Origin of the sequence: Companilactobacillus ginsenosidimutans, from assembly GCF_001050475.1 — a bacterium.
In the GTDB taxonomy this organism is placed as follows: Bacteria; Bacillota; Bacilli; order Lactobacillales; family Lactobacillaceae; genus Companilactobacillus; species Companilactobacillus ginsenosidimutans.
Genome location: NZ_CP012034.1, coordinates 1,520,407 through 1,545,257 on the forward strand (window position 1 = coordinate 1,520,407; position 24,851 = coordinate 1,545,257).

27 protein-coding genes and 1 pseudogene are annotated in these 24,851 nt (G+C 36.9%); 4 read left to right on the top strand and 24 right to left on the bottom strand.

Annotation, left to right across the window (positions count from 1 at the left end):
* Positions 1-55: 55 nt before the first annotated feature.
* Complete coding sequence (locus ABM34_RS07815) at positions 56-1,429, top strand: MFS transporter (protein ID WP_048706468.1); 1,374 nt, start codon at positions 56-58, stop codon at positions 1,427-1,429.
* 31 nt (positions 1,430-1,460) lie between these two features.
* Here the strand turns inward: ABM34_RS07815 and pepI are convergent, their stop codons facing one another.
* Positions 1,461-2,345, bottom strand: a complete 885-nt coding sequence (gene pepI, locus ABM34_RS07820; RefSeq protein ID WP_048704774.1) for a proline iminopeptidase — start codon at positions 2,343-2,345, stop codon at positions 1,461-1,463.
* Positions 2,346-2,477: 132 nt separating this feature from the next.
* Between pepI and ABM34_RS07825 the strand changes: the two genes are divergently transcribed.
* A complete protein-coding gene (locus ABM34_RS07825; RefSeq protein WP_048704776.1) occupies positions 2,478-3,284 on the top strand; it encodes an SDR family oxidoreductase in 807 nt (268 codons plus the stop codon).
* A 58-nt stretch (positions 3,285-3,342) separates the two neighbouring features.
* Here the strand turns inward: ABM34_RS07825 and ABM34_RS07830 are convergent, their stop codons facing one another.
* The 6 genes and pseudogenes from ABM34_RS07830 to ABM34_RS07850 form a co-directional block, all read right to left on the bottom strand.
* Entirely contained in the window at positions 3,343-4,098 is a 756-nt protein-coding gene (locus ABM34_RS07830; RefSeq protein ID WP_048704777.1) for a LiaF transmembrane domain-containing protein, read from the bottom strand.
* Position 4,099: 1 nt separating this feature from the next.
* Positions 4,100-4,552, bottom strand: a complete 453-nt coding sequence (locus ABM34_RS07835; RefSeq protein WP_198141146.1) for a LytTR family DNA-binding domain-containing protein — start codon at positions 4,550-4,552, stop codon at positions 4,100-4,102.
* 438 nt (positions 4,553-4,990) lie between these two features.
* Positions 4,991-6,154 (bottom strand): C40 family peptidase, encoded by a 1,164-nt coding sequence (locus ABM34_RS07840; RefSeq protein ID WP_048704780.1) that lies wholly within the window; start codon positions 6,152-6,154, stop codon positions 4,991-4,993.
* A 123-nt stretch (positions 6,155-6,277) separates the two neighbouring features.
* On the bottom strand, positions 6,278-6,418 hold the full coding sequence (locus tag ABM34_RS13200) for a hypothetical protein (protein WP_157023260.1): 141 nt from the start codon (positions 6,416-6,418) through the stop codon (positions 6,278-6,280).
* A 7-nt stretch (positions 6,419-6,425) separates the two neighbouring features.
* Entirely contained in the window at positions 6,426-7,409 is a 984-nt protein-coding gene (locus ABM34_RS07845) for an aldo/keto reductase (protein ID WP_048704782.1), read from the bottom strand.
* A 75-nt stretch (positions 7,410-7,484) separates the two neighbouring features.
* Positions 7,485-9,235 (bottom strand): annotated as a pseudogene (locus tag ABM34_RS07850) (ABC transporter ATP-binding protein).
* 175 nt (positions 9,236-9,410) lie between these two features.
* Between ABM34_RS07850 and ABM34_RS07855 the strand changes: the two are divergent.
* Entirely contained in the window at positions 9,411-10,088 is a 678-nt protein-coding gene (locus ABM34_RS07855) for a type 1 glutamine amidotransferase domain-containing protein (RefSeq protein ID WP_048704783.1), read from the top strand.
* A 58-nt stretch (positions 10,089-10,146) separates the two neighbouring features.
* On the opposite strand, the gene ABM34_RS07860 is transcribed toward ABM34_RS07855, so the two are convergent.
* The 11 genes from ABM34_RS07860 to ABM34_RS07910 all read right to left on the bottom strand — a co-directional run bounded on the left by ABM34_RS07860 (position 10,147) and on the right by ABM34_RS07910 (position 18,137).
* A complete protein-coding gene (locus ABM34_RS07860; protein ID WP_048704784.1) occupies positions 10,147-11,250 on the bottom strand; it encodes a HigA family addiction module antitoxin in 1,104 nt (367 codons plus the stop codon).
* Entirely contained in the window at positions 11,240-11,569 is a 330-nt protein-coding gene (locus ABM34_RS07865) for a type II toxin-antitoxin system RelE/ParE family toxin (protein ID WP_048704785.1), read from the bottom strand. The genes ABM34_RS07860 and ABM34_RS07865 overlap by 11 nt, the downstream gene beginning before the upstream one ends.
* 278 nt (positions 11,570-11,847) lie before the next feature.
* Positions 11,848-12,519, bottom strand: a complete 672-nt coding sequence (locus ABM34_RS07870; protein ID WP_048704786.1) for an antibiotic biosynthesis monooxygenase — start codon at positions 12,517-12,519, stop codon at positions 11,848-11,850.
* Positions 12,520-12,538: 19 nt separating this feature from the next.
* Positions 12,539-13,123, bottom strand: a complete 585-nt coding sequence (locus ABM34_RS07875) for a sugar O-acetyltransferase (protein ID WP_198141147.1) — start codon at positions 13,121-13,123, stop codon at positions 12,539-12,541.
* 152 nt (positions 13,124-13,275) lie between these two features.
* Positions 13,276-13,515, bottom strand: coding sequence for a hypothetical protein (locus tag ABM34_RS07880; protein ID WP_048706470.1), 240 nt, complete (start codon positions 13,513-13,515; stop codon positions 13,276-13,278).
* 27 nt (positions 13,516-13,542) lie between these two features.
* Positions 13,543-14,307 (bottom strand): metallophosphoesterase, encoded by a 765-nt coding sequence (locus ABM34_RS13055; RefSeq protein WP_157023364.1) that lies wholly within the window; start codon positions 14,305-14,307, stop codon positions 13,543-13,545.
* Between the two features lie 42 nt (positions 14,308-14,349).
* On the bottom strand, positions 14,350-14,625 hold the full coding sequence (locus ABM34_RS07890) for a hypothetical protein (protein WP_048704790.1): 276 nt from the start codon (positions 14,623-14,625) through the stop codon (positions 14,350-14,352).
* 5 nt (positions 14,626-14,630) lie between these two features.
* Positions 14,631-15,194, bottom strand: coding sequence for a hypothetical protein (locus tag ABM34_RS07895; protein WP_048704791.1), 564 nt, complete (start codon positions 15,192-15,194; stop codon positions 14,631-14,633).
* Between the two features lie 30 nt (positions 15,195-15,224).
* Entirely contained in the window at positions 15,225-16,040 is an 816-nt protein-coding gene (locus tag ABM34_RS07900; protein ID WP_048704793.1) for a metallophosphoesterase, read from the bottom strand.
* A gap of 10 nt (positions 16,041-16,050) precedes the next feature.
* Positions 16,051-17,340 (bottom strand): metallophosphoesterase, encoded by a 1,290-nt coding sequence (locus ABM34_RS07905; RefSeq protein WP_048704794.1) that lies wholly within the window; start codon positions 17,338-17,340, stop codon positions 16,051-16,053.
* Positions 17,337-18,137: a hypothetical protein gene (locus tag ABM34_RS07910; RefSeq protein WP_048704795.1), complete on the bottom strand. Its 801-nt coding sequence runs from the start codon at positions 18,135-18,137 to the stop codon at positions 17,337-17,339. The genes ABM34_RS07905 and ABM34_RS07910 overlap by 4 nt, the downstream gene beginning before the upstream one ends.
* Positions 18,138-18,204: 67 nt before the next feature.
* Between ABM34_RS07910 and ABM34_RS07915 the strand changes: the two genes are divergently transcribed.
* Positions 18,205-18,675 carry a hypothetical protein gene (locus ABM34_RS07915; RefSeq protein WP_048704796.1) on the top strand — a complete coding sequence of 157 codons (471 nt, stop codon included), beginning with the start codon at positions 18,205-18,207 and terminating at the stop codon, positions 18,673-18,675.
* Positions 18,676-18,694: 19 nt separating this feature from the next.
* Here the strand turns inward: ABM34_RS07915 and ABM34_RS07920 are convergent, their stop codons facing one another.
* The 6 genes from ABM34_RS07920 to ABM34_RS12935 form a co-directional block, all read right to left on the bottom strand.
* A complete protein-coding gene (locus tag ABM34_RS07920) occupies positions 18,695-19,498 on the bottom strand; it encodes a metallophosphoesterase family protein (protein ID WP_048704798.1) in 804 nt (267 codons plus the stop codon).
* A gap of 238 nt (positions 19,499-19,736) precedes the next feature.
* Complete coding sequence (locus ABM34_RS07925) at positions 19,737-20,540, bottom strand: metallophosphoesterase (RefSeq protein WP_048704799.1); 804 nt, start codon at positions 20,538-20,540, stop codon at positions 19,737-19,739.
* A 926-nt stretch (positions 20,541-21,466) separates the two neighbouring features.
* The gene (locus ABM34_RS13205) at positions 21,467-21,634 is read right to left on the bottom strand and encodes a hypothetical protein (RefSeq protein ID WP_157023262.1); all 168 of its coding nucleotides are present in this window, start codon (positions 21,632-21,634) and stop codon (positions 21,467-21,469) included.
* Between the two features lie 53 nt (positions 21,635-21,687).
* Complete coding sequence (locus tag ABM34_RS07930) at positions 21,688-22,260, bottom strand: hypothetical protein (protein WP_048704801.1); 573 nt, start codon at positions 22,258-22,260, stop codon at positions 21,688-21,690.
* A 5-nt stretch (positions 22,261-22,265) separates the two neighbouring features.
* Positions 22,266-23,066 carry an endonuclease/exonuclease/phosphatase family protein gene (locus tag ABM34_RS07935; protein ID WP_048704802.1) on the bottom strand — a complete coding sequence of 267 codons (801 nt, stop codon included), beginning with the start codon at positions 23,064-23,066 and terminating at the stop codon, positions 22,266-22,268.
* 828 nt (positions 23,067-23,894) lie between these two features.
* Complete coding sequence (locus ABM34_RS12935) at positions 23,895-24,851, bottom strand: Lreu_0056 family protein (protein ID WP_053084461.1); 957 nt, start codon at positions 24,849-24,851, stop codon at positions 23,895-23,897.

Consider the following 24,851-nt stretch of genomic DNA (forward strand, 5'->3'; position numbering starts at 1 on the left):
GAATAATATTTCCTTCACAGATAACCCAGAAATCCAAAAGCATCGCTGGTGGATTATGGTTGCTGTCTCTCTTTTTACTTTCATGTCGACGCTGGATGCTAGTATCGTCAACATCGCGCTGCCGGTCATGAGTAAAGATATGAAAATCCCCATGAACCAAGCTGAATGGGTGGTTTCAATTTATTTAATCGTCATATGTGCCCTGCTTTTGCTGTTCGGAAAGCTCGGTGACAATCACGGAAAAATCAGGATTTTCCAAATAGGCGCCTTCCTATTCACACTTGGTTCACTCTTGTGTGGATTTAATTTTGGACTTGTCCCATTGCTTGCCGCACGTGCGTTACAGGCTGTCGGTGCTGCAATGACAATGGCCACGAATAACGGTATCATCACTGAAATTTTTCCGATGAACGAACGTGGGCGGGCGCTTGGTACCATCGGATCCTTCGTTGCCCTAGGTGCTATTGCTGGACCTGGACTAGGTGGAATTATCCTAGCTCACCTCGACTGGGCTTACATTTTCTGGATAAACGTTCCAATTGGTATCATCGGAATAATCTTAGGTGCACGCATTCTACCTAAGGACGTTACTTTCAGCAAAGCTAAAATTGATCGTGCGGGCGCTGCAACCTTTGCGGTGACAATGGTTACACTCTTCACTGGTGTCTTTTTAGGACAAGAAATCGGCTTTTCTCAGTGGAGTATTTTGACACTATTTGCTATTGCTATCATTTCATTTATTGCCTTTATTTATCTTGAATTGCACGTTGAAGTACCTGTTTTATCGTTGCATCTCTTTAAAAATTTAGGTTTTTCAATCAACATATTTTGCGCATTATTAATTTTTATCACGAATTTTTTCTTCAATGTCGTTTCACCATTTTATCTTGAAAACGCCAGAAACATGCCTGCTAATTACGCTGGTTATGCGTTGATGATCATGCCGTTAGTTCAAGGTATTGTTGCACCAATCATAGGTGCCTGGTCAGATAAAATCGGTCGCCACTTACTGACTTTCTCAGGATTGATTCTAATTTCCGTCAGTCAAATTGGCTACATGATTACAACATTGCAGACTCCACTCTGGCTGTTCATGTTCTTTATCGGACTTGTCGGACTAGGAAATGGTGTCTTCATGGCGCCAAACAACACTTTAATTATGAGTTCGGTTTCAACTAAAGACTTAGGCGTTGCCGGAAGTATCAATGCTCTTGCTCGTGAATTGGGAATGGTTATCGGAATTTCGACAGCAACATCTGTATTATTCGCCGCCATGAGTCACACGGCAGGACACAAAGTAACCACATATATCCCTGCACATCCGGAATACTTTATTTCTGGTATGCATGTCGCATTCTTAGTTTCATTATGTATATGTTTATTCGCGACAGTTGTATCTGGATTTAATTTTATTAATCACCGTAAATAAAAAGATGGATATCAATTATCCATCTTTTTTGCTACTCATTTGTATTTAACCAGTTGGTCATCAGTTTCATATAATTTTCAGTCTCATCGATAAAAGCCATGTGCCGACTATGTGGGAATAGTTTCCACTGCACATTGGAAATATTGTCGTTCATTGTTTTTGCAATAAGTGGTGTACACAAATCGTTGGTGCCACTGGTTATCAAGGTTGGAACGATAATATTTTTCAACCTATCAGTGTATTCATAATCGTTTAAAGTTCCAGTAGGATTATATTCATTTGGACCCCATGCAACTTCATAGGATCTCTCACCGCTAATTTTAGGACGACGCAGGAACTCCGGACTTCCGGGGGTTATTGGACCTGCAGCATGTTCAATCATATATTTCTCATTTGCCTGTAAATACTCAGATTGAGTGAAGTCACCACTTGCTTCAGCATTCGCAATAGCTTGTTGATCAGTTTCAGACATAAACTTAATCATCCGATGCTGTTCCTGTGCCCAAAGTTTGGCGGACGACAAGGTACTCGACAGGATTAAACTTTTTACCCCTGAAGAATTGTGGTCAATCATATAAATTATTGCCAGCATTCCACCCCAGGATTGACCCAACAAATGCATTTCCGACAAGCCAAGATATTCACGTAAGGCTTGCAACTCAGAAACCCAAGTATCAGCTTTCCACAAGCTATCATCATCCGGAATCGAAGACTTTCCACAACCAAGTTGGTCATACATGACTATCGGCCTACCAGTTGATTCGGACAATTGGTCAAACACTTCAAAATAGTTATGCGTCGAACCCGGTCCACCATGTAAAAGTAGAAGTGGTGTCAGACCAGAGTTCAGATCACCGGTTATTCGATAATAGGTTTTATAGTCTTGAAATGGCATGTATCCTTCTTGAATACGCATTAGTCTGTCCTTTCCAACAATAATAATTTGATTTCGAATTATTCTAACATATCTTTTAGTAACAATATTTGTATTTTGTTACCTTGTGGTTTATACTCAATCCATTAAATAAATGATAAAGTTGGAAATCACATGAGACTAGAAAATAATACTATTTTAATTACCGGTGGTACTTCCGGGATTGGATTATCATTTGCATTAAGATTGTCTGAAATGGGAAACAAGGTAATTGTAGTCGGAAGAAGACAGGAAAAAATTGATGATGTCCTTTCTAGACATCCAAAATTAAGTGCCATTCGTGCTGATATTAGTAAAATCGAGGACGTAAACAAATTAACAGATACAATTGAATCTGAATATCCCAATCTAAATATGGTAATTAACTCTGCAGGAATTATGCGTCAATATAATTTATTCGATCAAGATTTGGAATTGAAAGATCTGACGCTTGAAATGAATACCAATTTTAACGGAATTGTTTATATAACTAAATCATTGCTTCCCGTTCTTGATCACCAACGCGAATCAATGATTGTTAATATCAGTTCACTTCTCGCCTTAGTTTCAGCAGTTGATTCGCCAATCTATTCCGCAACAAAGGCCGCCATTCATATGTATACCGATGCTCTCAGAGAGCAGGTTCGAGCAAATAACTCCAACATTCATATTGTAGAGCTACTTCCACCACTTATTAGTGGAACTAATTTAACCACTCAATATGACAATGCACTATTCGCAAAATTTGCCAACTCACCATTATCGACCCTCGTTGATGCCGGTATCAAAGGAATGGAACGTAATAAAACTCAAATCGATGTTGCCTTTACCAAGGTAATGAGACTCTCAATGAAAATTATGCCACGCACAATTACACATATTTGGGGTCAACAAACTATGAAAGCTTATTTGAAAAAATACAATTTAGGCTTTGAAGCTTAGAATTATAAATTTTTAAAACAGGGTTAGATCTGAAAATCAGATCTAACCCTGTTTGCGTTTAAATATAATTAATTTTCAATCCAGCCCAAGAAGAAATTCCACGTAGATAAACTGTTGGGCTATCACTGTCGACGTCTTTGAAACCAACTTCATCGACAGTTCCAACATCATTACCTTTCATCTCGTTAACTAAATTCCAGTTCTTAGGAATGAACAAATCCAATCCTCCAAGTGAAACATCAAGATTAATTTCGGCAGTATCTTTGATGGTTACATTTTCAAAATACACCTTGGCGTTACCCATTGAAACTGTGATATCTGCACTTTGAAAGTCGTCAGATGTGATATACCTAACACTACTTCCCATTCTGACACTAACTTCGACGTTAGACTGAGCAGAAGTTTGAACATCAACAGGACGATGATTATGATTAAAATTTTCGCCATGATGAGCCATGCCGCGATATGCGCCATAATGATGATTCATCCAAGGACGATGTTTAATTAATAACGGTCTGAACACGAGTGATAATCCGATACTAATTAGTAACGCTGCGCCTAAAATTGTCCATGGAACTAAAGTTGTAATCCCTAAAAATTTTGCATAAATTATTGCCAGAAACGCCAGTGAAAATACGGCGCCTGGAATTGCATAATAAACCACACTCTTAATAAATATTGCTACTAAAAAGATTGTTAAAACAACCTTCCAAATACTCATATCAATAGTGAACATGTGCAGCTGACTAGCAACCAACACGCCAGCGCCAACTAATAAAAATAGTCCCCAGAAAATTCCATTTCTATTTCTCATATTATAACTTCCTTTGATTTAATCTATTTTTTAGTTCCTTCAAAAACCGTCGAGAAACATAAACACTCTTGTATGAATCCCTAAACTGGACCAAATTGCCCGTCACCGAAGTCGACAACGACAAAATTTCATCAACATTCAAAATCGATGATTTCGAAATTCTCAGAAAATTATTAGGCAAATTATCTTCCAGTTCATAAAGACGGTGATGAACTAAATAAGAATTATCAGTTGTGTGAGCATAAATATTTCTATCATTAGTTTCGAAAAACAGCACGTCACTCAAAGCAATTGAGTAAACCGAGCCCTCAGAATACCCATTGATAGTCCCAAGCTGACTTTCAATATCTTTGATTTTATTCAAAATATCATTAAACTCATCATCTTTCTCAGATGATCTAATCACAATTTCTTTTTCAGAATATTGTGGAGAAATATCTATCCTTATTTTCACAACCAACAATCCCTTCGATAAAATCATTACACCACATAACCAATTCTTTGACCATACAATCTGACTAAGCGGTCAATATAGAAACATAAGCGGTAAAAAAACCATCCAACCGTAAAAGTTGAATGGCTAATTTATCATATATAATATCAAATTTAAGTCGAATTTCTAAATATACCAACTATCAATAATATTGGTTATTAAACTAGTGCTGCATTCATTCCCGCTAATATATCAAATAGAATCAACACTAGTCGGAGGTGGAAACGACGAAGCCAGCAGTGAAAGTAGTGTTGGCGATTTATCGCCTACAGTACTGGACGAGTTTTAAGACTTGCAAGATCCACGCAAGGCTTAAAACCGAGACCCGAGACCAAGGCTCGGGTCGGTCCCACAGCAGGCTTCGTCGTTTCCACCGCAGACGGCAGTCAACCACTAACTTTAATTAAATATTCGAACCCCAAATGAAGGAGCAAAACTAGAAGAAATAGAATCAATCTTAACGTTAGTACCAGGACGTAATGCGTTTAAATACTGATTATCGCCTAAGTACAAAGCAACATGATAAGTAGCCCCAGCAGGACCCCAGAACACAAGATCCCCACGTTGTAAATCATTCAATGAAACCTTAGTACCAGCAGATTCCTGTGGTACAGTCCAAGAACCGATGTTGTCACCGGTAACTTGACGGAATACGTATTGCATCAAACCAGAACAGTCAAAACTGTCTGGCCCCTTAGCGTTCCAAACATAAGGTTTGCCAAGTTGATCCTTAGCAGCTGAAATTACATCTTCAATTACTTGATCTTTAGATTTCCCATTCAATGAAACGGCAGGACGTTTTGTGGCAATTTGATTAGTAACAGCTGATGGAATCCAGCCACCACTACTTAATTCATACCAAATACCATCATTTTCTTGAAGTGTTGATGAAACCTGTAATAATTTTCCAGCAGAAACTGAACCTGCTGTGCCTGAACCGTAATTGTCATTGTTGTAAATTTCTGTATCCTTAGTAACTCTTACTGCGGCAAAGTTAGGATCCCAAGTGTTTGCGGCTGAATCTGGGAATGACTCATTATTAATTTTTGTATATGTACCATCGATCCATTGATTATTTCCTATTAGATACCAAGCATTTCCGTTAGAATCGATAACTTTTTGTGAGAACTTCCATTGAGTTCCGTTAGTCAATTTTTGACCAGATGCAGACTTGTTAGCACCATATCCGTTGTACAAATCGATACCATCTGATGGTGCATAAGCGATAGTTGCTACACCAGTATTGCTAACAGAATCTGAAGATGAATCACTGTTACCATTTTCCACTTCAACATCAGAAGTTCTGACATATTCGTCAGTTGAAACACGATAGAAGCTGCCTTTGTCAGCAACTTGAATTTCCTTGTCAAAAACCCAGCCAGTGTTTGCGGCTAAAGAACGGTTTTTAACTAGTTCACCTTTTGAATTATATAAAGATGTCATTTTTGTAGTATTTACAACACCACTGGTTGCTGCATCAGCGTTTGTTGCCCCATTGCTAAACATAAATCCACCAATAGCTCCCACAGTAACTAAGAAAGTAGTTAGAGTTTTTTTATACATATATTATTTCCCTCTTATTTCTATCCATCTACTGGATAATCATCCTATAAAGATTATCATCAGTTGATAATTTGTACAACTTATTAAATATTACAATAGTATAAAAATTATATTAAAAAGGAGCTAGATCTTATTTTCAAGATCTAACTCCTTAGGTTTTCTACCATTTACTTTCTTGTCGTTCGTTGGTGTAGCCAACACTTTCAACTGTTGCGCACGCTCATGAAGCGTACGTTCCTTCGTAAAAGAACTTAGTTCATGCAATCAATTTTTACCACTTATATTGAACTGGATTTTTAATGTACTTATCATACACATCGCGAACGATTTCCATTTGTTCTGGTGTGAATGCTGGTTCATCAGCAGCAATAACATTTCTCTCAATCTGTTCTGGCTTTGAAGCTCCAGGGATTACTGTGCTAACAGCATCGGACATCAAAATATAGCGAAGTGCCATTTGAGCTAATTTGTCGCCGGCATTCAATCTTTCTTTCAACTCACTTGCGGCCTTGACACCTGTAGCAAAGTCTACGCCAGAAAAAGTTTCTCCAGCATCGAACTCTTCACCTTTACGGTTAGTTGTTCGGTGGTCGTTCTTGCCAAACTTGGTGTCGAGGGTGTATTTACCGCTCAACAATCCACTGGCGAGTGGGACTCTGGCGATGATTCCGACGTCATGTTCCTTGGCCATCCTGAAAAAGTTATCTGTTGGACGCAAGCGGAACATGTTATAGATGATTTCAACTGATGAAATGTCGAAGTCGAGTGCTTTCATGCCCTCTTCAACTTTTTCAACGCTGACACCATAATTCCTGATTTTGCCTTCTTTTTTCAACTTATCCAAAGTGAAAAATGGTTCTGGGTTGTAGAAAACTTCAGTTGGTGGACAGTGTAACAAAACGTTGTCGAGCGCATCGACATCTAAGTTTGTTAGGCAGTCCTCAACATATTTGGTGATATTTTTCTTGTTATATCCACTAGCAACGTGAGGATTAAGGCGACGTCCAACTTTTGTTGAGATAAACACTTTATCCTCTTTGCCTTTGATAAATTTAGCCAATGCACGCTGACTCTCGCCATCTTGGTAGACATCAGCTGTATCGAAAAAGTTTACACCTGCATCATAGGCAGCTTCCAAAGTTGCTTGGGCGTCCTTTTCATCGAAGGGATCTCCCCATTTTGAACCTAGTTGCCAAGTTCCAAGTGAAACCTCACTGGCGTTAAAGTTTGTTTTTCCAAATCTACGATATTTCATAGTCGCCCTCCCAAGGTTGTTATATCAATTTTGATGTTATCACTATGAAATTGGTTATACCAGTATATCAATTACCTAATTCACCATCTGCTCATTGACATATTGAGCGTACAATTCATGGTCCTTCATCAATCCTTTGTGAGTCCCGTGACCTGTGACCGTTCCATGTTCGATGAAGTAAATTTGGTCTGCATCGACGATGGTCGATAGTCTGTGAGCAATTACTAAGGTTGTTCTGCCGACCATCAATTGATCTAATGCACGTTGAACCTTTTCTTCTGATTCTGAATCTAGACTCGCTGTTGCTTCGTCCAACATCAAGATTTTTGGATCACGTAAGAAGGCTCGAGCGATGGCGATTCGTTGCTTTTGTCCACCTGAAAGTTTGACACCGCGTTCGCCAATTTGTGTATCTAGTTTTTCTGGAAAATCTTTGACGAATCCATCGGCATAGGCTAATGACAATCCATGCCACAACTCATCGTCAGTTAGTGTTTTATTCAATCCATACTGCAAATTATCGCGAATCGTTCCAGCAAATACGGCTGAATCTTGTGATACGTAGCCGATTTGAGAACGCCAACTTGCGAGGTCGATGTCTTGGATATTTTGTGTTCCAACATAAACTCCACCGTTATCTGGTTGATAAAATCTTTCTAACAAGGCGAAAATTGTCGATTTTCCGCCACCACTTGGTCCGGCAAAAGCTATGACAGTATTGGGTTTAGCCTCAAATGATACGTTATGCAAAATTTGGTGGTCGGCGTCATAACTAAAGTTGATGTCAGCGGCTGTAATAGTTTTTCCTTCGACGTCAACGGCTTTTCCTGGAGTTTCTATTTCTGGTTCTGTTCCAAGCATTTCTTGAATACGTTCAGTTGAACCCATTGCCTTCTGAACTTGTGAGAAGAATGTCGCAAAACTGGCAATTGGTGTGATTATATTGAATAAATATAGTAGAAAAGCAAGAGTGAACCACTTGAAAGAGTTCCTTGTTGAATTCTGACGGCACCATAACCCAGAATTCCGACGAACATAACTAGCATTACAGTGGTCATGATAGGTTGAAGTACAGCTTCTACTTTGGCATCTTTAACACCGACTTTGAAAATTTTATCGATGAAGCCACTACCAGTTTTCTTTTCAAATTCTTCACCGTTGCTGGATTTGATTAGACGAACTTCAGATAGCTTTTCACTGACGTCAGCGTTGAAATCAGCAGTTGTTGCCTGTAATTTACGACCTAGACGAGACATAATTTTACCGATTGGCAATAAAATTGCGACGAAAATTGGAACAGCGGCGAACATTAACGCTGCCATCTTCCAGTCCATGAAGAACAGGATAATCATTGAACCAACTAGCTGAATAGCACCAGTTACAAAGTTTGGAAATTGAGATGTTATCAAATCTTTAATAACGCTAGTATCATTGACTAAACGGGAACTACTTTCGCCAGATTTATGATCATCGAAATAACCCACTGGTAATTTAAGCAGATGTTCCCATAATTTTTCACGAAGCGTTTTGACGGAAGTTTCACCGACATATCTGAGGATAAATCCGCCAATTGTACCGAATCCTAGTTGAATTGCGAAGGCAACTCCCAGGACAACAATCATTTTGCTGTCAATTTTTGACAAACTGCTGGAATCGACCAGGCCTTTGGTCAGTTGTGGAACGATTAGGCTGGCCCCACTAGTGACCAAACTTAGCAGCATTCCTAAAACGAACAGTGACTTCTTGGGATTAACGCTGTTTATTAAACTTATAAAATCTTTGAACTTGAAATTACCCGTTCTCTTGGGTATTTCACGTTGCATCATAGCTCCATCACGCATATATCTGACCTCGAAATTCATAATTATTCGGTACCGAACTTAATTGCAAAAACGATTATAATTCGGTACCGAAAGAATTGCAATAGTTTTGGATAAATATTTTTCTCAGGTATCATTTTTGTTATATTATGAACTTATATAAAGAGAGCGAGGAGATATTATGAAAAAAGCTTTGGTTGTTTTAACTAATGTGACTCGTTACAAAGGAACCACTGACCCCACTGGATTGTGGCTCGGTGAGGCGACTGAATTTGTTGAAGAAGTCGAAGATGCCGGAATTGATGTAGATTATGTCAGTCCCAACGGCGGATTCGTTCCACTAGATCCACGAGGAATGAAATATGTCGACGAATCCATTATGAAAATGTATGAGAGTAACGATTTCCAACAACGTGCTTTAATTCATTCGATGAAACCTTCTGAGGTTGATCCTGATGATTATTTCGTAATTTACTATACTGGTGGTCACGGTGTCATGTGGGACTTCCCAATGAATCCTGAGCTACAAAAAATAGCCCTCGCAATTTATCATAACGATGGCTATATTTCATCAGTTTGTCACGGAATTGCCGGTCTTTTGAATATCAAAGACGACGATGGCGAATATGTTATTAAAGGTAAGAAGATTACCGGATTTACCACAAGCGAAGAAATGCTCGCTGGAAAACGTAAAGTTGTGCCCTTCTTGAACGAAGATATGGCTAGACAACGTGGGGCAATCTTTGAGAAAAAGCGTGCTTATAAGGAGTTTGCAGTTCAGGATGGACATTTGATTACTGGACAGAATCCATTTTCACCACGTGCTGTGGCTAAACTGCTGTTGAAAGCAGTCAACTAAAAAAATCAACGAGTTAATATACTCGTTGATTTTTTCTTTACACATAATCCTATATTACTTATTTCGCAAATTTATATCGAACATGTAAGTTTGACAATTGTCTATAGTCAAGGTACTTCTCATTTTGAAGACGTCCAAGCACAATGTCTTCATGAATGTCTATTGAATTGGCAAATAATTCGATTGATTTTCTTGTGAAATCACCTTTTTCGATAAAGGATTCCCATGATTTTTTGGGAATAAGGACATTAGCTGCCCAATTATCTGCTTCTTTTTCTTCATTCGTTTTTCCGTACTCTTGATTAATTGTAAAAAACGGACTCTTTTTATGAAGGACAATGTGCCCTAACTCATGAAAAAATGTGAACCAGAAATTATCATGTGTCTTTTGTCTTATACTTAATTCTATTACCGCTTTTGGGTATGGTGAAAGCCACCTTGTACATCCACTTACTCGGCTTTTTGGCAGTTCAGGTACAATTACTACCGCAATGCCAGTTGAGGCAGCCAATTTTTGTAGTTTTGGAAAAAATTTCTTTATATCAGTCTCAAGACTCAATCGACGAAACTCTGGGATCAACGTTTTTAATTTTTTGGCATCAAAATCTTCAGTCTCAATATTGTTGGCTTTTATTATTCCTGCCTGTAACCATGAGTGTAGAGAATAATTATTTACCTTAAACTTATCATCACTTGCTCTAAATGCACCTATACTAAGCGGATCATCATTTATTTTTTTCTTTAATACTTCGATGGAAGACACTCTAAAAAACTTTAAAATATTATCAAGTCGTTCAGATTTATTTTTTGTATTTGGGACTAATCCTGCTTTTGATAATTCAGTATATGGAAATTTCTTTGAATATTCGTTATTCTCTTCAAGCTCTTTTTCATTCCTTTTCTTTTCTAAAAAGTCATCATATTGCAATTGCAAGTTCAACCAAAATTTTGCTGGAACGTCAAAAACATATTCCAACTGATTCGCTGTCTCAGGTAGAATACGAGTCTTTCCACTAATTACTTCAGAAATGTGTTTCCTAGTTGTTCCCATGTTCTCAGCCAGTTCTGATTGGGTCATATTGATTTCTTCTAAGGATTCACGAATTGTGTCTCCAGGAAGTGAATTGTAATCAGTTTCAACTTTATACATTTTAATTGCCATGATAGTCGATAACCTCCTTTATCAATATCGCAACTACTTCTTTTTTAGTTACCGTTGGTTCTTGGTTAGCATCAAGCCCTCGAAATACAAGCCGAACATTTCCCGTTAAATTAACTGCAAAATAATTATTATAATCTCCAGCCAACTTGTGTAGACGCTGAGGTGGAAGATGACTAATTTCAGAAAGAGTCGACGCAGCTCGAAACTCCGTAATTCTTAGTTCTAATTTATTTGCTGTTATTTTTCCAAAGGCTTTTAGCATTGATCTATGGGATTGAATTATCTTGTTCATTCTCTTAGTTTCAGCAAATATTTCCAAAATGTGTAACCTTTCTGGTTAACGTTATTGGAAATAATTATACCATGATTGGGCGGATACTCACATACATTTTGCACTACAATATTAATCATTACCTAATATCGGATAATTTATGGTGAAACATATTCTGGTATTCAATTCTTAAACTGATACTTGGCATTTACTCTGGCTGAAATGGGTTCAATCTTCTTTTTTCTAGCAGGTTGTAAACGCCTCAGATCCGTGATGTACACCGAAACATTTACAAAAAACATCAACCAATTTTCTGGTTGATGTTTTTATTTTTCAAACAAAAGTTCTCCATGATTTACCATTACATCTGGGTGCAACACATCTGTCTGTTGACCTTTTATCAAGGATTTAGCCTCATTGATAAATTGTTGGAATGCCTCAGATTGAAGATGTGCTTTATATTTTGGTTCATCTTCAAAAACTTCGAATAGAATTAGTTTGCTGTTGTCATCTTGTTCCTGGCCCAAATACAAAGTTATCGTTCCGGAACCGGTGTCAATAGACTTATGGATCTCAGTTGATAATAATGATTGAAACTTTTTCGTATCAGCTGAGTCTACTTGGAATTCAGTCAATGAAACAAATACATCTTTAGAATCGACCGACTTGAGTCCATATCCTTCTTGTACCAATATCAAAGGGGTCAGTGAAACAACAGATTGTTCAACCACCACATCCCCTGCTACTTCACGAAAAGCTTTAAACTGAGGTGAATTGGCATGAACTTGATAACTTGGCTCATCTTTATAAAGTTCAATCACACAATTATCAATACCAGTATCATCGATATGCCCAGTATACATACCCAAGGTTCCAGATTCATTTTTGATAGAAGTTAGTAAATTCTGCTTGCCAACTGCCGCAAATTCATCCAGCTTGTCTTCTTTGATTTTTAATTTAAACAATCTGAATAATGGTTCGTTAATTAATTTTGCCATATGTTGAATTCCCCCAAACCTAATTCAAAGGTGCTAGAGATTTAATTTTCTTAGCTGGAACTCCACCAACTACAGTGTTGTCTGGAACATCTTTTGTTACAACTGCACCAGCACCAACAATAACGTTATTGCCGATGTGAACTCCTGCGATAATCGTAACATTTCCACCAATCCAAACATCGTCCCCGATTGAAATTGGTTCAGTATAAGTAATTAAATATCTACTCCCGTCTGGACGTGTCCCAAATCGCTTGGTAGCATCCAATGAGTGTTCGCCACAATAAAGTTTTGTGTCTGGAGCGATGATTACACGATTGCCCAAAGTAATCAAATTAGAGTCTTGGAAGGTGCAATTCCCGTTGATGAAAACATCGTCACCTACTTGTATATGACTGCCATACACAGCACTGAATTTTCCATTAATAGTAAGTCTCTCACCGGATTTACCGAATAAATCTTTGATAGCAGCTGATCGTTTGTTCAAGTCAGCTGATGTATTTATTACTTGAAGGAGTTCATTGCCACGTTTAATCATCCCTTCTAACTCAGGATCTCTGTAGTCATAGTCCTGCCCAGCAAGCAGCTTTTCATGTTCAGTCATCATATTAACAATCCTCTCTTTGATTCGTTGTGATTATTATACGAGTGGTTTATTGGGATTTTAAATGCTCATTTTGTATGGATTGGTAATTCTTTTCGGGCATGGATATGAAAAAAGTCCATAGTCACAAATTAATTGCGATGATGGACTTTTTCTCACTCTATCTTATTATTTCTAGAAATTATTTTTATTATCAAATCTTCAGCAACGTGCTTTACCAAATATTGTTTGCCATCTATATATCCAAAGATATCATAGGAATGGCATTTTCCCAACATCTCGAGTGAACCACCGAAGTCGGCAATCCAAATCACGCCTTCAACTACCTCATCTTTGAATTTATACTGCACTTTGTCTCCAATGCGATATTTCATTGGGCCTAGATTAGTTTTCATATTATTACCTCTTTAGGTATTGGATTTCTACGACAGCATTGCATTTAAACGTGCTTTCTGCAGCTGTGGAGCAGGTACAGTATCCAGTGCTGTTTCAAGTAATTCATCATCCTCAACATTCTCTAAAATGTTGGTCACAATATTTACGATTGTATCCTGACTAACCGACTTATCGTATTGAGAAAAATCAATTTCATCTAAACTCATTTCATTTGTGTCTGGAATGAGTTGATTCTTCAACTTATAAACTGACTCCAATTTAGCTTGCCATTGAGCAGTAATTATTTTTTCAATCTCAGCAACACTAATGGGTTTGTACCCAATCATGCTGGCACCAACGTTTACTGCATTCGGACTCATTAGACGTTGGAAATACTTCTGACGATTATTATGAACATGTCCATAAAGAAAGCAATGGTCACTAAAATAGCCGTTATACTCCAGTATTGGATAATGACACAATTGATACTGGATATGATTTTCTTTAAAATGGCTCAGGTCTTTAATCCACTCGAATTGCGTGGTGTCGAAAGTTTCATCATTCAAAAAATAATCGTGGTTACCTCGTATCAGATATTTACGACCTTTGAGTTGCTTGATTATCGAGGTAACCTCCTCGGCAGAACCGAAGGACAAATCTCCAAGGATGTACACCTCATCTTTTGGAAGGACGACTTTATTCCAGTTCTCAATCAGCGTGGCATTCATTTCGTTAACGTCAGAGAATGGACGATGATCCATCGCAATCACATTGGCATGGTTGAAGTGTAAATCTGAAATGACATATTTCATCAGATTGGTCCTTTCTGGCATCAAGCTCCATAAGTTAACCACCTATTTCTCTAATACTGACCAAGGTTCGCCTATAATTCTCTCAATGGTCTTTTTTTCATGCTCTGTTAGAACCGGATTAACTCCGGTTGCTAGCTTCCAATAGGCAGTTTCTGTAATACCGCAATTCCCACACTTTCTAGGACTGACTACTCCCCAAACACCCATTTTGGGAGGATAATCCCACCCATCGTCGTATGCTTCTTGAACTGTCTTGTAACGGCGAACTGCTCCACAAACCTCACAGATATATATGATTTTCGATTCATCAATTTCCATGTTGGTTACTCCTCAGAATTATTTTCATCTAATTCTTTATATCTAGCTTTAATGTCATCAAAGTACTCAATTTCTTGTTTTGAATATTGATCTCTAAATTCTCCAACGGAAAAGCGTTTGGGATCATTTGCAATCCCCCATAGAATCGCCTCAAGCGAATGGGACTCATTAGGATAGTTATTATCTTTATTTCTTGCATCACGATAATAATATGCTAATCCTGATTTTGCAAATTCTCCCATAACCCAATGAATGTCACCACTTTCTGCACCCCACACACAATTCTTTTTAAACATTTTAAATGTTTGATGCTTTTTATCTTTATCATTCCAATTTTTGTTTTCTTCTTGTCTCTGCTTATAATTCCATTCAGTGTCAGATGCCCAAATTTCTTGCCCATCTAAAAAGACATACCCTCTAGGAGTCATGTGATTAATATTGTGGTATTCAATCCAATTTAGGTCTTCATGATAAACACTCTGATATAACTTAAAAAGTAAATTTGCCAACAATGCCTTTGGCCAAAACATCCTTTGTTTATGTATCCACTTGTATGATTTTCTTTCCACAATTTACCCCCTTAACATTTTTGACGTCACTTACTTCGAAATCTTCCCATTTTCATAAGCCTCAATTAGTTCCCCAGAATCCATATCAAATACAGCAATATTTCCAATATAGTAAGATGGTCCACCATGATTCCCACCATCAATAAAGAATCTCGCATATTCGCCTTCGTACTGAACAGTCAGGACACCAGCAGGACTATTGACTCGATTTCGTCTGGTAGCCGGAGCAGCGGAGCCTCCAAGATATAGCCCGCTGATTGAATTTGTTGGTGTGTGTCCCGATACAACCGCACAGCTTAAAGGATTGCGAGCGAAATATGGTTGTACACTGAACCAATACTCCTCACGTAACCAATATTTATCGTGATCAGATGTATCTTCAACCGGATTTGGTGCTGAAAGATTCAATCCTGCGTGGACAAATAATAGCTTGTTCAGCTTTACTGTTAATGGGAGTGCACCCATCCAGTCAATTAAGTCTGCATAGTCACGTTTTACAAGCTCGGTAGCCATTTTCATACTCGTTAAAGTGTGACCTTTCAGCAGAGCAGCTTCAGCAATAACATCTTCTCCATCAGCTTCCAACCAGAAATCATTTTCCCCGGTTAAGCTTTCCACAGCAGAAGCATCGTGATTACCCTTGATGGCAAAAATATTATCTGGTTCTGCCTGCTGCATCTCCATAATTTTCTGAGCAACGTTGAATCCCGAATGATGATGCATTGAATCTTGATAATCACCACCAAAAACTACTGGTGCAGTTGGGTACCGTGCACGAATTTTCTCTAACTCAGGAAAAACTAGCATCTGCCCATGTATATCTGAAACTGCAATAACTGGTCTCATTTAATCCCCCTTACAAATCAAAAGAAATGATTCTTTCATCGTTTGAGAATCGTTTCCTAATATGTACTTCGCAACTTTTATCACGCTGAATAGTCGCGTATCTCAGGGTCGTTGTGTCCTGATCCGCTAAATTAATAGTTGTCGTTTTATTATGTTCTTCGGTAATTCCAACTCTTTCGAATTTGTTACGATGTCCATGAATCATCACTGCATGCTTGATTGGATGACTTACCCATTCAAAATCAACATCACGGTCATAGGATGACTCTCCTTCTTTTTTGATTCCATAAAGAAAAATTTCAGACGGAACAAGATCTATGCCTCCATGAAGAGCAAGATTTAATGTTAGCGAAGGTTCCATACCAGCATGACTCAGCACAATATTTCTATTTGCAAAATGGATGGCACGATATGTGCCCAAAAGGCTCAGAAATGTCCTTATTTCATTTTCACCAATACCTTCTTCTGAAAGCTGATTCACTGTATCTTGTTGAAGTCTACCAATCGTTGTTCGTTTTTCGATATATTTTTTTCGGAGATTAACTTCGTGGTTTCCACTTAACAGATGGAGGCTTTCATGTCTTTCAAGTAATAATCGAATGACTTTACCACTCTGTGGGCCTCTATCTATGTAGTCACCCAGCAAGGTGAAATCAGCTTTAGGATGTGAATCCAAAATTTCGACCAGATCATCATAATCACCATGAACATCGCCAATAATGACCAATTCCTCAGGAATTGGGTCATGATAATACGGATCTGCTACAAATGGAAATGATAATATACTGAAAAAAACGGTCGGCGTTAAAATTTTCCACCCTAATTCATCCCATTTAACTGAGTGATATCGATTTAAATAGCCTTCTAATTTCTTTCTTGAGTACGTATCCTTTACTAATGGTTCAAGTTTATCTATCAATTCAACGTCACTAGCTTTTTCTAATTCCGGTGCGATAAAATCAACAACGTAGATGTCATATCCAAAGCCAGGATCAATTTTCTTAAAATATCGTAGGTCATCTCTTCCAAGACCAGATCCTACTGAAATGAAAGGGAGTCCTTCCGCAACGTAATACTTAACCGTAGACTCAAATAATTGACGAACCAACTTGGCTGCTCCCGAACTATACTTTGAAACTGCTTTGTCAGAATCATCTATTATATATTTCTTGTCGCCAACTTCTTTTAACAAATTTTTCTTAGAAATAGTGTGCTCCATTAGCTTTTGTTCATTTAATGTTTCCTCGATGTTTTGTCCAGGCAATGAAATTGTTAGGTAAATATTGCGAGATGTACTCATATTTTTATCGCCCCATTCCTTTCGAGCTTTAGAATACTATTCTCTTTTTCAGACCAATACCATGAGACCAAATCAATATATTTATTTACATCATTGGCATTCTGGTACAATGGTTCATTGTTCTTAATCCGTGATTTGGAAATTGCCCCATAATTCAATAATGCTCGTATTAAATTTCGATCTTCAATTAAAAGAGCCTTTCTGCAATAATCTTCAATATGAAATGCAAGATTAGGTGGCGTTCCCCAATCAAATGCATTATCTAAATATTTAGTTAGAATATTTGTTTCAGACTTGGATTGCCCGAATAATTGCTCACCGTTATATCCAAAGTACATGTTAAGATTGTATAGAAACACCGGCAGTGTTTGTTTACTGCTGAACCCACTTTTCGGCATTGGAATCAAACTCATGTTGAGATAACTATTTGTCCTCCAATTACACCACGCCCAACCTTCAATTAATCTTTTTTGATCACTAAAATTTTCGTATTCATCTAAGACATCCTCAGGAAAATGTTTAAATTCAAAATCAATATTCCCAGTAACAACGATATTTGATCCGAGAATATTAGAAAACTCTGAATCAGATTTTAATGGAAAACCCACCCCATCATTAATCTCAACTAAATTATCATTCTTCATATCAACTGATTTAATAAAATTCCACGTGGAATTTTGATAAACTGACTTAAAGAATTTCAATGACGTCCGAGATGACGCTACATTGTTATATTTGTCATCATAATCAGATTGTTTTGTTATATCTGATCTTAAGAAATCTACTTCTATTGGCATAAAATCATCTCCATAAAAATTATTCAAATATCATCCTGTTAAATTTTCTACTAAAACGGAGGAACCCATGGAAACACGAAACGAAAAATTCAGAAGACTTGCTGAACTAAGATTGACAAGAGTCTTCCAGAATATGAATTCAATAGCTAACCTCAGTGCTCCAAAATATAAATATACAGAAGCAGAGATCAGCGATCTATTTGAAACATACCAGAAACTTGGTGTGGAATGTCGTGAGTATTTTAAAGGCCCTTCACGATTCAATGAAATGCCTAGTACTTTTAAATTTACAGCGCCAGACTTACCGGATGATGAAACATCAGTTGGTCATGACCGTTTCAGATATTTGGCAGAAAATCGAATGACTCAAGTTGTCCAATTCACGAGAAAGCTGGCATCTCTTAGCGTAAAATCAAACTACACATATACCAAAGAAGAAGTTAATGAATTATTTGATGCCTATGAACAAAAAGGGCATGAAGTTGAGTCACTATTTTTGCCTTTAACAGAAGAATTTCACTTTAAGCCTAAAGACTAGTCCTTGGGCTTTTTTGATATCAAGAATCTTCAAAACGGTCTATTAATAATCCTGTCTCACCATCAAAAACACCAATATTGCCAAGAATTTTGGGATTGCCTTTAATTGCGCCTCCATCAATCAAATACCGCGGCATTTCATTTGGATATTGGATTGTATAGATTGGATTGTGGTCTGAATATTGTTTCGGAGGTTTTTGATTGTCAATATATTTCCCATCAATCTCCCCGGTGGGCACATGTCCAGCTACAATACTTATCCCAAGCGAATTTCTACTAAAAACTAACTCATAGTTTTTAAAATCGTACAAGTTCATTTCCATTGTGTCATCGTAATATGTGTAATCACGTAAAGGATTGCCACTTTTTAAATCCAATCCCAAATGTGAAAACACAATTTTATTTTTGTCTCCAGGTTTATAGATTAGTGGAAGTGTTCTTACCCAACTGATCAAATCTTGTCTTTTATTTAAAATAAACTCACGATCATGCAAGGCATCTTGATGACCACTTAATCTTTGAGTCTCCGCTCGCAACGTTTTCCTACCACCCAATCTTGGCCACGAAATATTATCTTTACCATCGAAAAAATTAAGAGCAGCTTGTTCGTGACTTCCTCTTAATACCACGGTATGCAATGGATTAGATTCTTTTATGTATCGTATTTTTTGGAGAAGATCAAAGCCCTGATTCATACCAAATGTGTCTATGTAGTCACCAATAAATACCGTTATTGCTGAAGGATACATCGCCTGTACCATCTTTAACCGATTCAATGTTTCAGTCTGTCCATGTAGATCGCCAAGTGCGATAAATATAGTCATAATTCCTCCCAATGAATATGTTTTAGAAACATATTGGAATTTGATTATACCATACTAACAGTTAAACGTATCATTTGTATAGACATTTGACATATAATATTGTTGATACGCGTTATCCTGGTGATCATGTATCTATCACAAAAAGCATATTCCCATCAATTTACTGAAAATATGCTTCACTTTTTAATAATTTTGTTTTACATAACTTCTTTTAATTAGTCCTAAATATGCTTATATACTAATCCTCAATTGCATCAATAAGCATGCCAGTTTCTCCATCGAATACCCCAATGTTGCCAAGTTTTTTTGAATCGCCATCACCCGCACCTCCATCGATAAGGTACCGTGGATATTCGCCTGGATAATGTATGGCATAAATAGGGTTACGATTAGACTCTTGTTTTTTCGGACGCTCGTCATCCTCGTATTCACCCATTATGTTTCCAGTTGGTGTATGGCCAGTAACGATGCTCATATCGAGTTTATTGTGCCCGAATATCCCCCAGAAATTCGGGTTATACCAATAAGTAGCTCTCATCCACAAGTGGTCAGTCTGTGAAGTATCACGAATTGGATCATCAAGCAGCAAGTCCAATCCAGCATGGGTAAACACGATTTTATTGTCACTGCCAGGATAATAGGTCAGTGGCAGTTGCTTAACCCAATCAAGCAACCCATGTTCATGATTTAATACAAATTCTCGGTCGTGGGAAAAATCTTGCTTACTTCCAAGTTTCTTTGCTACTGCTCTCAATGTATAGTCGCCACCAAATCGTAACCAAGAGTCGTTCTCTGGGTCCTCAAAGTAATCAATCGCAGCCTGTTCATGATTTCCCATTAAGACAATTACATCACTGGGATTTTTCATTTGCATATCATGTATTTCGTGAAGAAGGTCAAACCCGAGGTTAGTGCCATAACAATCAATATAATCCCCGATAAAGATTGTCTTAGCAGTTGGATACTGTTTTTGAACGATTTCCAATCGATCTAGAGTTTCCATTTGGCCGTGTAAATCACCAAGTGCAATAAATATTCCCATTATTATCTCCTTATGAATAATTGGTTATGACTTTTAGCACACTATCTACGACATAAAAGCTTATTGGTTGAAACTAATGTGGGATTTGATTATATCACAATATTTATTAGCAATCTAAAATGTATACCTATTCAGTCAATATTAATGTATTGTTCTACTTATCCTTTATTCCAATTCATCTGTTGTAGTCATTAACGATATGTATTTCATTCTTCATGCCAATATAAATGAACTTCAATAGCTGGGTTTAATCTTTCTATATTGCAATATTATCTCTATCTATGTCTTGTAGTCTCAATTCTACGTGAACGTCATAGTTTGCAACTGTCTTATTGAAGGATTTGCTAAGCAAGTAGTTCTTCCACATGATTCGAAGAACAAACATTCCGTTAATAGACAGTTAAATTGCTTCAGATCACAACATGTTTTCTTATAAGGTTATGGGGGATAGATTAATCCACCTTGATCATTGTTTTCATTAATTTTTCTCTTAAGACATAGCTGGTGCTCACTTTTTGCAATCAACTAGTTCATTAAAACAGAGAAAATCTTTTGTTTCCATTACTTTACCGTTCTATTATTTAAAACACCAAAATACTTTGCAGTCGCTGGAAACGACGTACATCCTCAGTAACTAAGTCATAACTTCCATTTTGGATGAAGTACTATATATTGACTCTTTTTGAACATTTCGATTCATCAATTCCGTATATTTTGAAAAAAAGTGTCATCATAAAATCTTGAGTTCTTAGGCAATACCAAACTTATGACAAATCGTAATGCGATCTTGTCCTGATTTATACATCTGGACCACTTCTACTTATTATTCAATAGTGTTATTTAACATCAAAAAAACACCCTCCTAATTATTCCAATTAAGAGGGTGCACTTCATTTTTCAATTAAATCATTGTCATTTAATTTATTCTAATAATCAACCAATTTTTCCTCACCGTTTGGTAAACGTATGACGCTCCCCTCTCCCTCAGTTTGAAACAACAACTCTGCAAACTCGGCCATTGTTATTCTTTCATCTTCGGTGTATCCCTGATCATCCACTGGTATTCCGTCTATCTCGTTTACGGGTTCAAACATAATTTATATCACTCCAAATTCATGTATTTCCTAAAATTTTGATTCATCTTGGATCAAAGATTGTTTTCATTATAATTCTTGGCTCTTATTGTCAAATCTCTTGTTGAGCTACTCATAGCTTCTTCAAACTCTTCTTTATATTTCTTCGAAAAATATTCTGGATCTATAAACACATATAAACTTTGAAGGAGCTCTTTTACCAATTTCGCAAGTGAACGTCCCTCTTCAGCTTGATAATAGTAAGTTCCGCTTTTTCGTGAGACATTACCAAGTAGACGAATTCTGTTTAACAGAAATGTGATTCTTCGCTCAAGAATATTGTGTGCACTGATGCTCTTCGCGTTATGTTCATCTGGTGGGAATGAAAATTCAAATTCGGTAATAAATTCAATCCCGACAGGTGACTGTTGATTATAAAATGCGTCCCAGAAAAGACTTGTTTGCAATTCAATTGCCTCAATAATGGCTTGGGGCTCATCTTTCCGTATCTCGTATTTATAAGGCTGTTCAAAGATCAACTTAACTTGTGAAATCGAAGTATTCAATGCTTCCATACGGGCATTTACAACTTGAATCCAAATTTCATGTCGCTTATAAGCTGCTGCCACATTTAATTTTCTAACCATTAACACTACACCTCCAGTACTTTCCTGTTCTCTTTTGGTAGTTCTGGAAACATATTCATTGGTAACAAAGTATTAGGTAAATCTATTTCTCCTTGAATCGAGGCATGATCGGAAACGTCGTACCATACATATTCAAGATTTTCTACAGCCAAATCTCGAACTGCAATATGGTCGAGACATGATTTCATACATCCTAGTTTCCAAGAATAACCCGAAGATGGAGTTAAAAGGTTCATATGTTCTGATTCAAACATATCCCGAATTAGTGGTAGGGAGTAAATTGACCTTCCACATCCTTTATAATCTGTAAGCGTTTCCCCTTGATGGTATAGTCCATTATTGGCATCAAAGATTGAAATTACAGGCCCTTCCACATTGGAAGCGTATGATATGACCTGTTCCATCATCATCTTACGATCAGAAAATTCTGAGTTTACCGCAATTTGCGATAAACCTCTTATGTTTGAAATAGGAATCCTAAAGACAATTATGTTAAGAGTTCCAACCACAATGTGAACAAAATTAGAGAAACCTAGATCACGAATAATTACCGTTGCATCTGTTTCAAATGCATCCTTACGAATACCAACATAAACTGTATTACTTCCACGTTCTCCCGCAGTTCCCAAAAAACCAGCATAGCCCTCCAATTCCATCTGTCGAACAAATCTATTCGTTCCTTGTCCAAGTGCGACTTCAGTTAAAGCAACAATGGAAAATCCTCCATTTTTAATAACATCAAAAATATCTGACGTTAATTTCTTATGTCCACGGCCATTACAATTTAATCCAAAAAAATTATTCATTTGATACACTCTTCTTTTTATTTGTTTCATCAAAACAATTATAAAATTTCCTTACACTATTAACAGATATAGTTGCATTGGTGAACAAAATTATACTACCACAATTTTTTATTTAGTACAAGCTTAAAAAGACATATAGGGAAAATAGGCTTCGTTAAGAAGTATTTATGTATTGGTGGTAAAATACTAGACATCTTGAATCTTCATTAATTATATAAAATAATAAGAAAGTTGATAACAAGGGAAATAAAAAAATCGAGAAAATCACTTTTGCCGTTTACGAGTTACCAGTCTCTATTTTTATTTTTATACGAATTTCATTGTGCTTAGTGTTAACCAGTTATTAGACAATCTGATTCGTTTAAAAATAGAATATTATGTACCCCTCTTGTTTTGAAATTCAATATTGTAAGCAAATTAGTATTGACTATTCAGTACGATTTCACCGTTCTTTGACTGATTGGCAAAACTTCTAGTTACAAAATCATCGTTAGGCTTCTCATTAAACATAAATTCTTAAGAATCACATATAAATTTCCTATCTAATATTGAGTTGCATACTGTAAGCGCTTATGTTTTAGGATCATGTAATATTATCTAGTTTCATTAATAGTTAAAAAAACGGATATGAATTCTGTATTTTGGCAAAATGATGTACTAATGTATTGAACTTCTTATATATAATTATTCACTGACCACAAACGACAATGAACTTTCTAATTTCATACATTGACCGCCTTATAATAACTGTTAATCGATATATTTAGATATAAAAAAACCTTCTTGATTATCTCCAATCAAGAAAGTGCATTTCTTTACATATTCCTATTAATCCCTTTGAAAATGGTCAATTGCATTCTGAACTCCCTGTTTTTGAGCAGGAGTTGTATAGTACTTATCTTCGAGTGTCTTCAATCCAATCGTGTATTCTTTAGATGTCTCGTCCGCAGCAATCTCGGCACTATCAGGATCTAGTTTCCAATAATGAACAATATCACCGTCAATTCTAAACTGTGTACTGGATATTCCAGTACCTCCACCAATACCATATTTGCCATCACCAGAACCAAAATAAAGATGCATATCTGAATCAATACTGTCTAATTGAAATGCCTCTTGATAGACCATAACTCCGACTTTGTCAGGATCAGTTGCTAATTTGCTTGAACTATTATTTACACTTGAACCCTTCTGAGATGAGTTTGCGTTACTTGTACCCTGCACAGACTTACCTTCAACAATTCGTACAAAACTACTCTTAACCTTCTCATTCGAAGTCTTTAACAAACTAGCATGTCCACCTTGACGAGATTGATCAACCAATGCAACGGGCTCACCATCTTTGAACGCAAAGAAATATGTGATGTGACTTGGAAGTGGTGGAACCGTCCCAACATAGTTGTAAATCGCAACAACGTTGTATTCATAGTCACCCTCACCAGACTTGCTCCAGCCAATTGAAGCGTGCTTCCCATTAACAGTTGCAGTCTTTAAGTCTTTGGGAAAAGTAGTTCCAACTGAAGTATCAATTCCGTGCTTACCATCATATTTGGTATATTTCTGATGCATTGTAGGACCCCATTGGTCAATAAAGTTTTCTAGCTTTTGATCCTTACTATCATCCCAAAGTGCAGATGAATTTGTGAAGCTTGATGAACTCTTAGTATTAGAAGTTGATGTCGAGTTGTTTTGATTTGAACTAGCAGAATTATTGTTACCACAACCAACCAGCAACATTAAACTTGCAGCCAATACAGTTAACAAACGAATATTTTTGAATTTCAC

Bases quoted from the DNA above. Each gene is read 5' to 3' on its own strand.
- ABM34_RS07870 (WP_048704786.1), bottom strand. From the start codon at position 12,519: ATGGCAAAATTAATTAACGAACCATTATTCAGATTGTTTAAATTAAAA.
- ABM34_RS07925 (WP_048704799.1), bottom strand. From the start codon at position 20,540: ATGGGAATATTTATTGCACTTGGTGATTTACACGGCCAAATGGAAACT.
- ABM34_RS07855 (WP_048704783.1), top strand. From the start codon at position 9,411: ATGAAAAAAGCTTTGGTTGTTTTAACTAATGTGACTCGTTACAAAGGA.
- ABM34_RS07930 (WP_048704801.1), bottom strand. From the start codon at position 22,260: ATGGTTAGAAAATTAAATGTGGCAGCAGCTTATAAGCGACATGAAATT.
- ABM34_RS13055 (WP_157023364.1), bottom strand. From the start codon at position 14,307: ATGAAATATGTCATTTCAGATTTACACTTCAACCATGCCAATGTGATT.
- ABM34_RS07890 (WP_048704790.1), bottom strand. From the start codon at position 14,625: ATGGAAATTGATGAATCGAAAATCATATATATCTGTGAGGTTTGTGGA.
- ABM34_RS07875 (WP_198141147.1), bottom strand. From the start codon at position 13,123: ATGATGACTGAACATGAAAAGCTGCTTGCTGGGCAGGACTATGACTAC.
- ABM34_RS07915 (WP_048704796.1), top strand. From the start codon at position 18,205: ATGGAAACACGAAACGAAAAATTCAGAAGACTTGCTGAACTAAGATTG.
- ABM34_RS07815 (WP_048706468.1), top strand. From the start codon at position 56: ATGGTTGCTGTCTCTCTTTTTACTTTCATGTCGACGCTGGATGCTAGT.
- pepI (WP_048704774.1), bottom strand. From the start codon at position 2,345: ATGCGTATTCAAGAAGGATACATGCCATTTCAAGACTATAAAACCTAT.
- ABM34_RS07935 (WP_048704802.1), bottom strand. From the start codon at position 23,066: ATGAATAATTTTTTTGGATTAAATTGTAATGGCCGTGGACATAAGAAA.
- ABM34_RS07860 (WP_048704784.1), bottom strand. From the start codon at position 11,250: ATGGCAATTAAAATGTATAAAGTTGAAACTGATTACAATTCACTTCCT.
- ABM34_RS07910 (WP_048704795.1), bottom strand. From the start codon at position 18,137: ATGCCAATAGAAGTAGATTTCTTAAGATCAGATATAACAAAACAATCT.
- ABM34_RS07880 (WP_048706470.1), bottom strand. From the start codon at position 13,515: ATGAAAACTAATCTAGGCCCAATGAAATATCGCATTGGAGACAAAGTG.
- ABM34_RS07825 (WP_048704776.1), top strand. From the start codon at position 2,478: ATGAGACTAGAAAATAATACTATTTTAATTACCGGTGGTACTTCCGGG.
- ABM34_RS07840 (WP_048704780.1), bottom strand. From the start codon at position 6,154: ATGTATAAAAAAACTCTAACTACTTTCTTAGTTACTGTGGGAGCTATT.
- ABM34_RS07830 (WP_048704777.1), bottom strand. From the start codon at position 4,098: ATGAGAAATAGAAATGGAATTTTCTGGGGACTATTTTTATTAGTTGGC.
- ABM34_RS07905 (WP_048704794.1), bottom strand. From the start codon at position 17,340: ATGAGTACATCTCGCAATATTTACCTAACAATTTCATTGCCTGGACAA.
- ABM34_RS13205 (WP_157023262.1), bottom strand. From the start codon at position 21,634: ATGTTTGAACCCGTAAACGAGATAGACGGAATACCAGTGGATGATCAG.
- ABM34_RS07900 (WP_048704793.1), bottom strand. From the start codon at position 16,040: ATGAGACCAGTTATTGCAGTTTCAGATATACATGGGCAGATGCTAGTT.
- ABM34_RS07845 (WP_048704782.1), bottom strand. From the start codon at position 7,409: ATGAAATATCGTAGATTTGGAAAAACAAACTTTAACGCCAGTGAGGTT.
- ABM34_RS07920 (WP_048704798.1), bottom strand. From the start codon at position 19,498: ATGACTATATTTATCGCACTTGGCGATCTACATGGACAGACTGAAACA.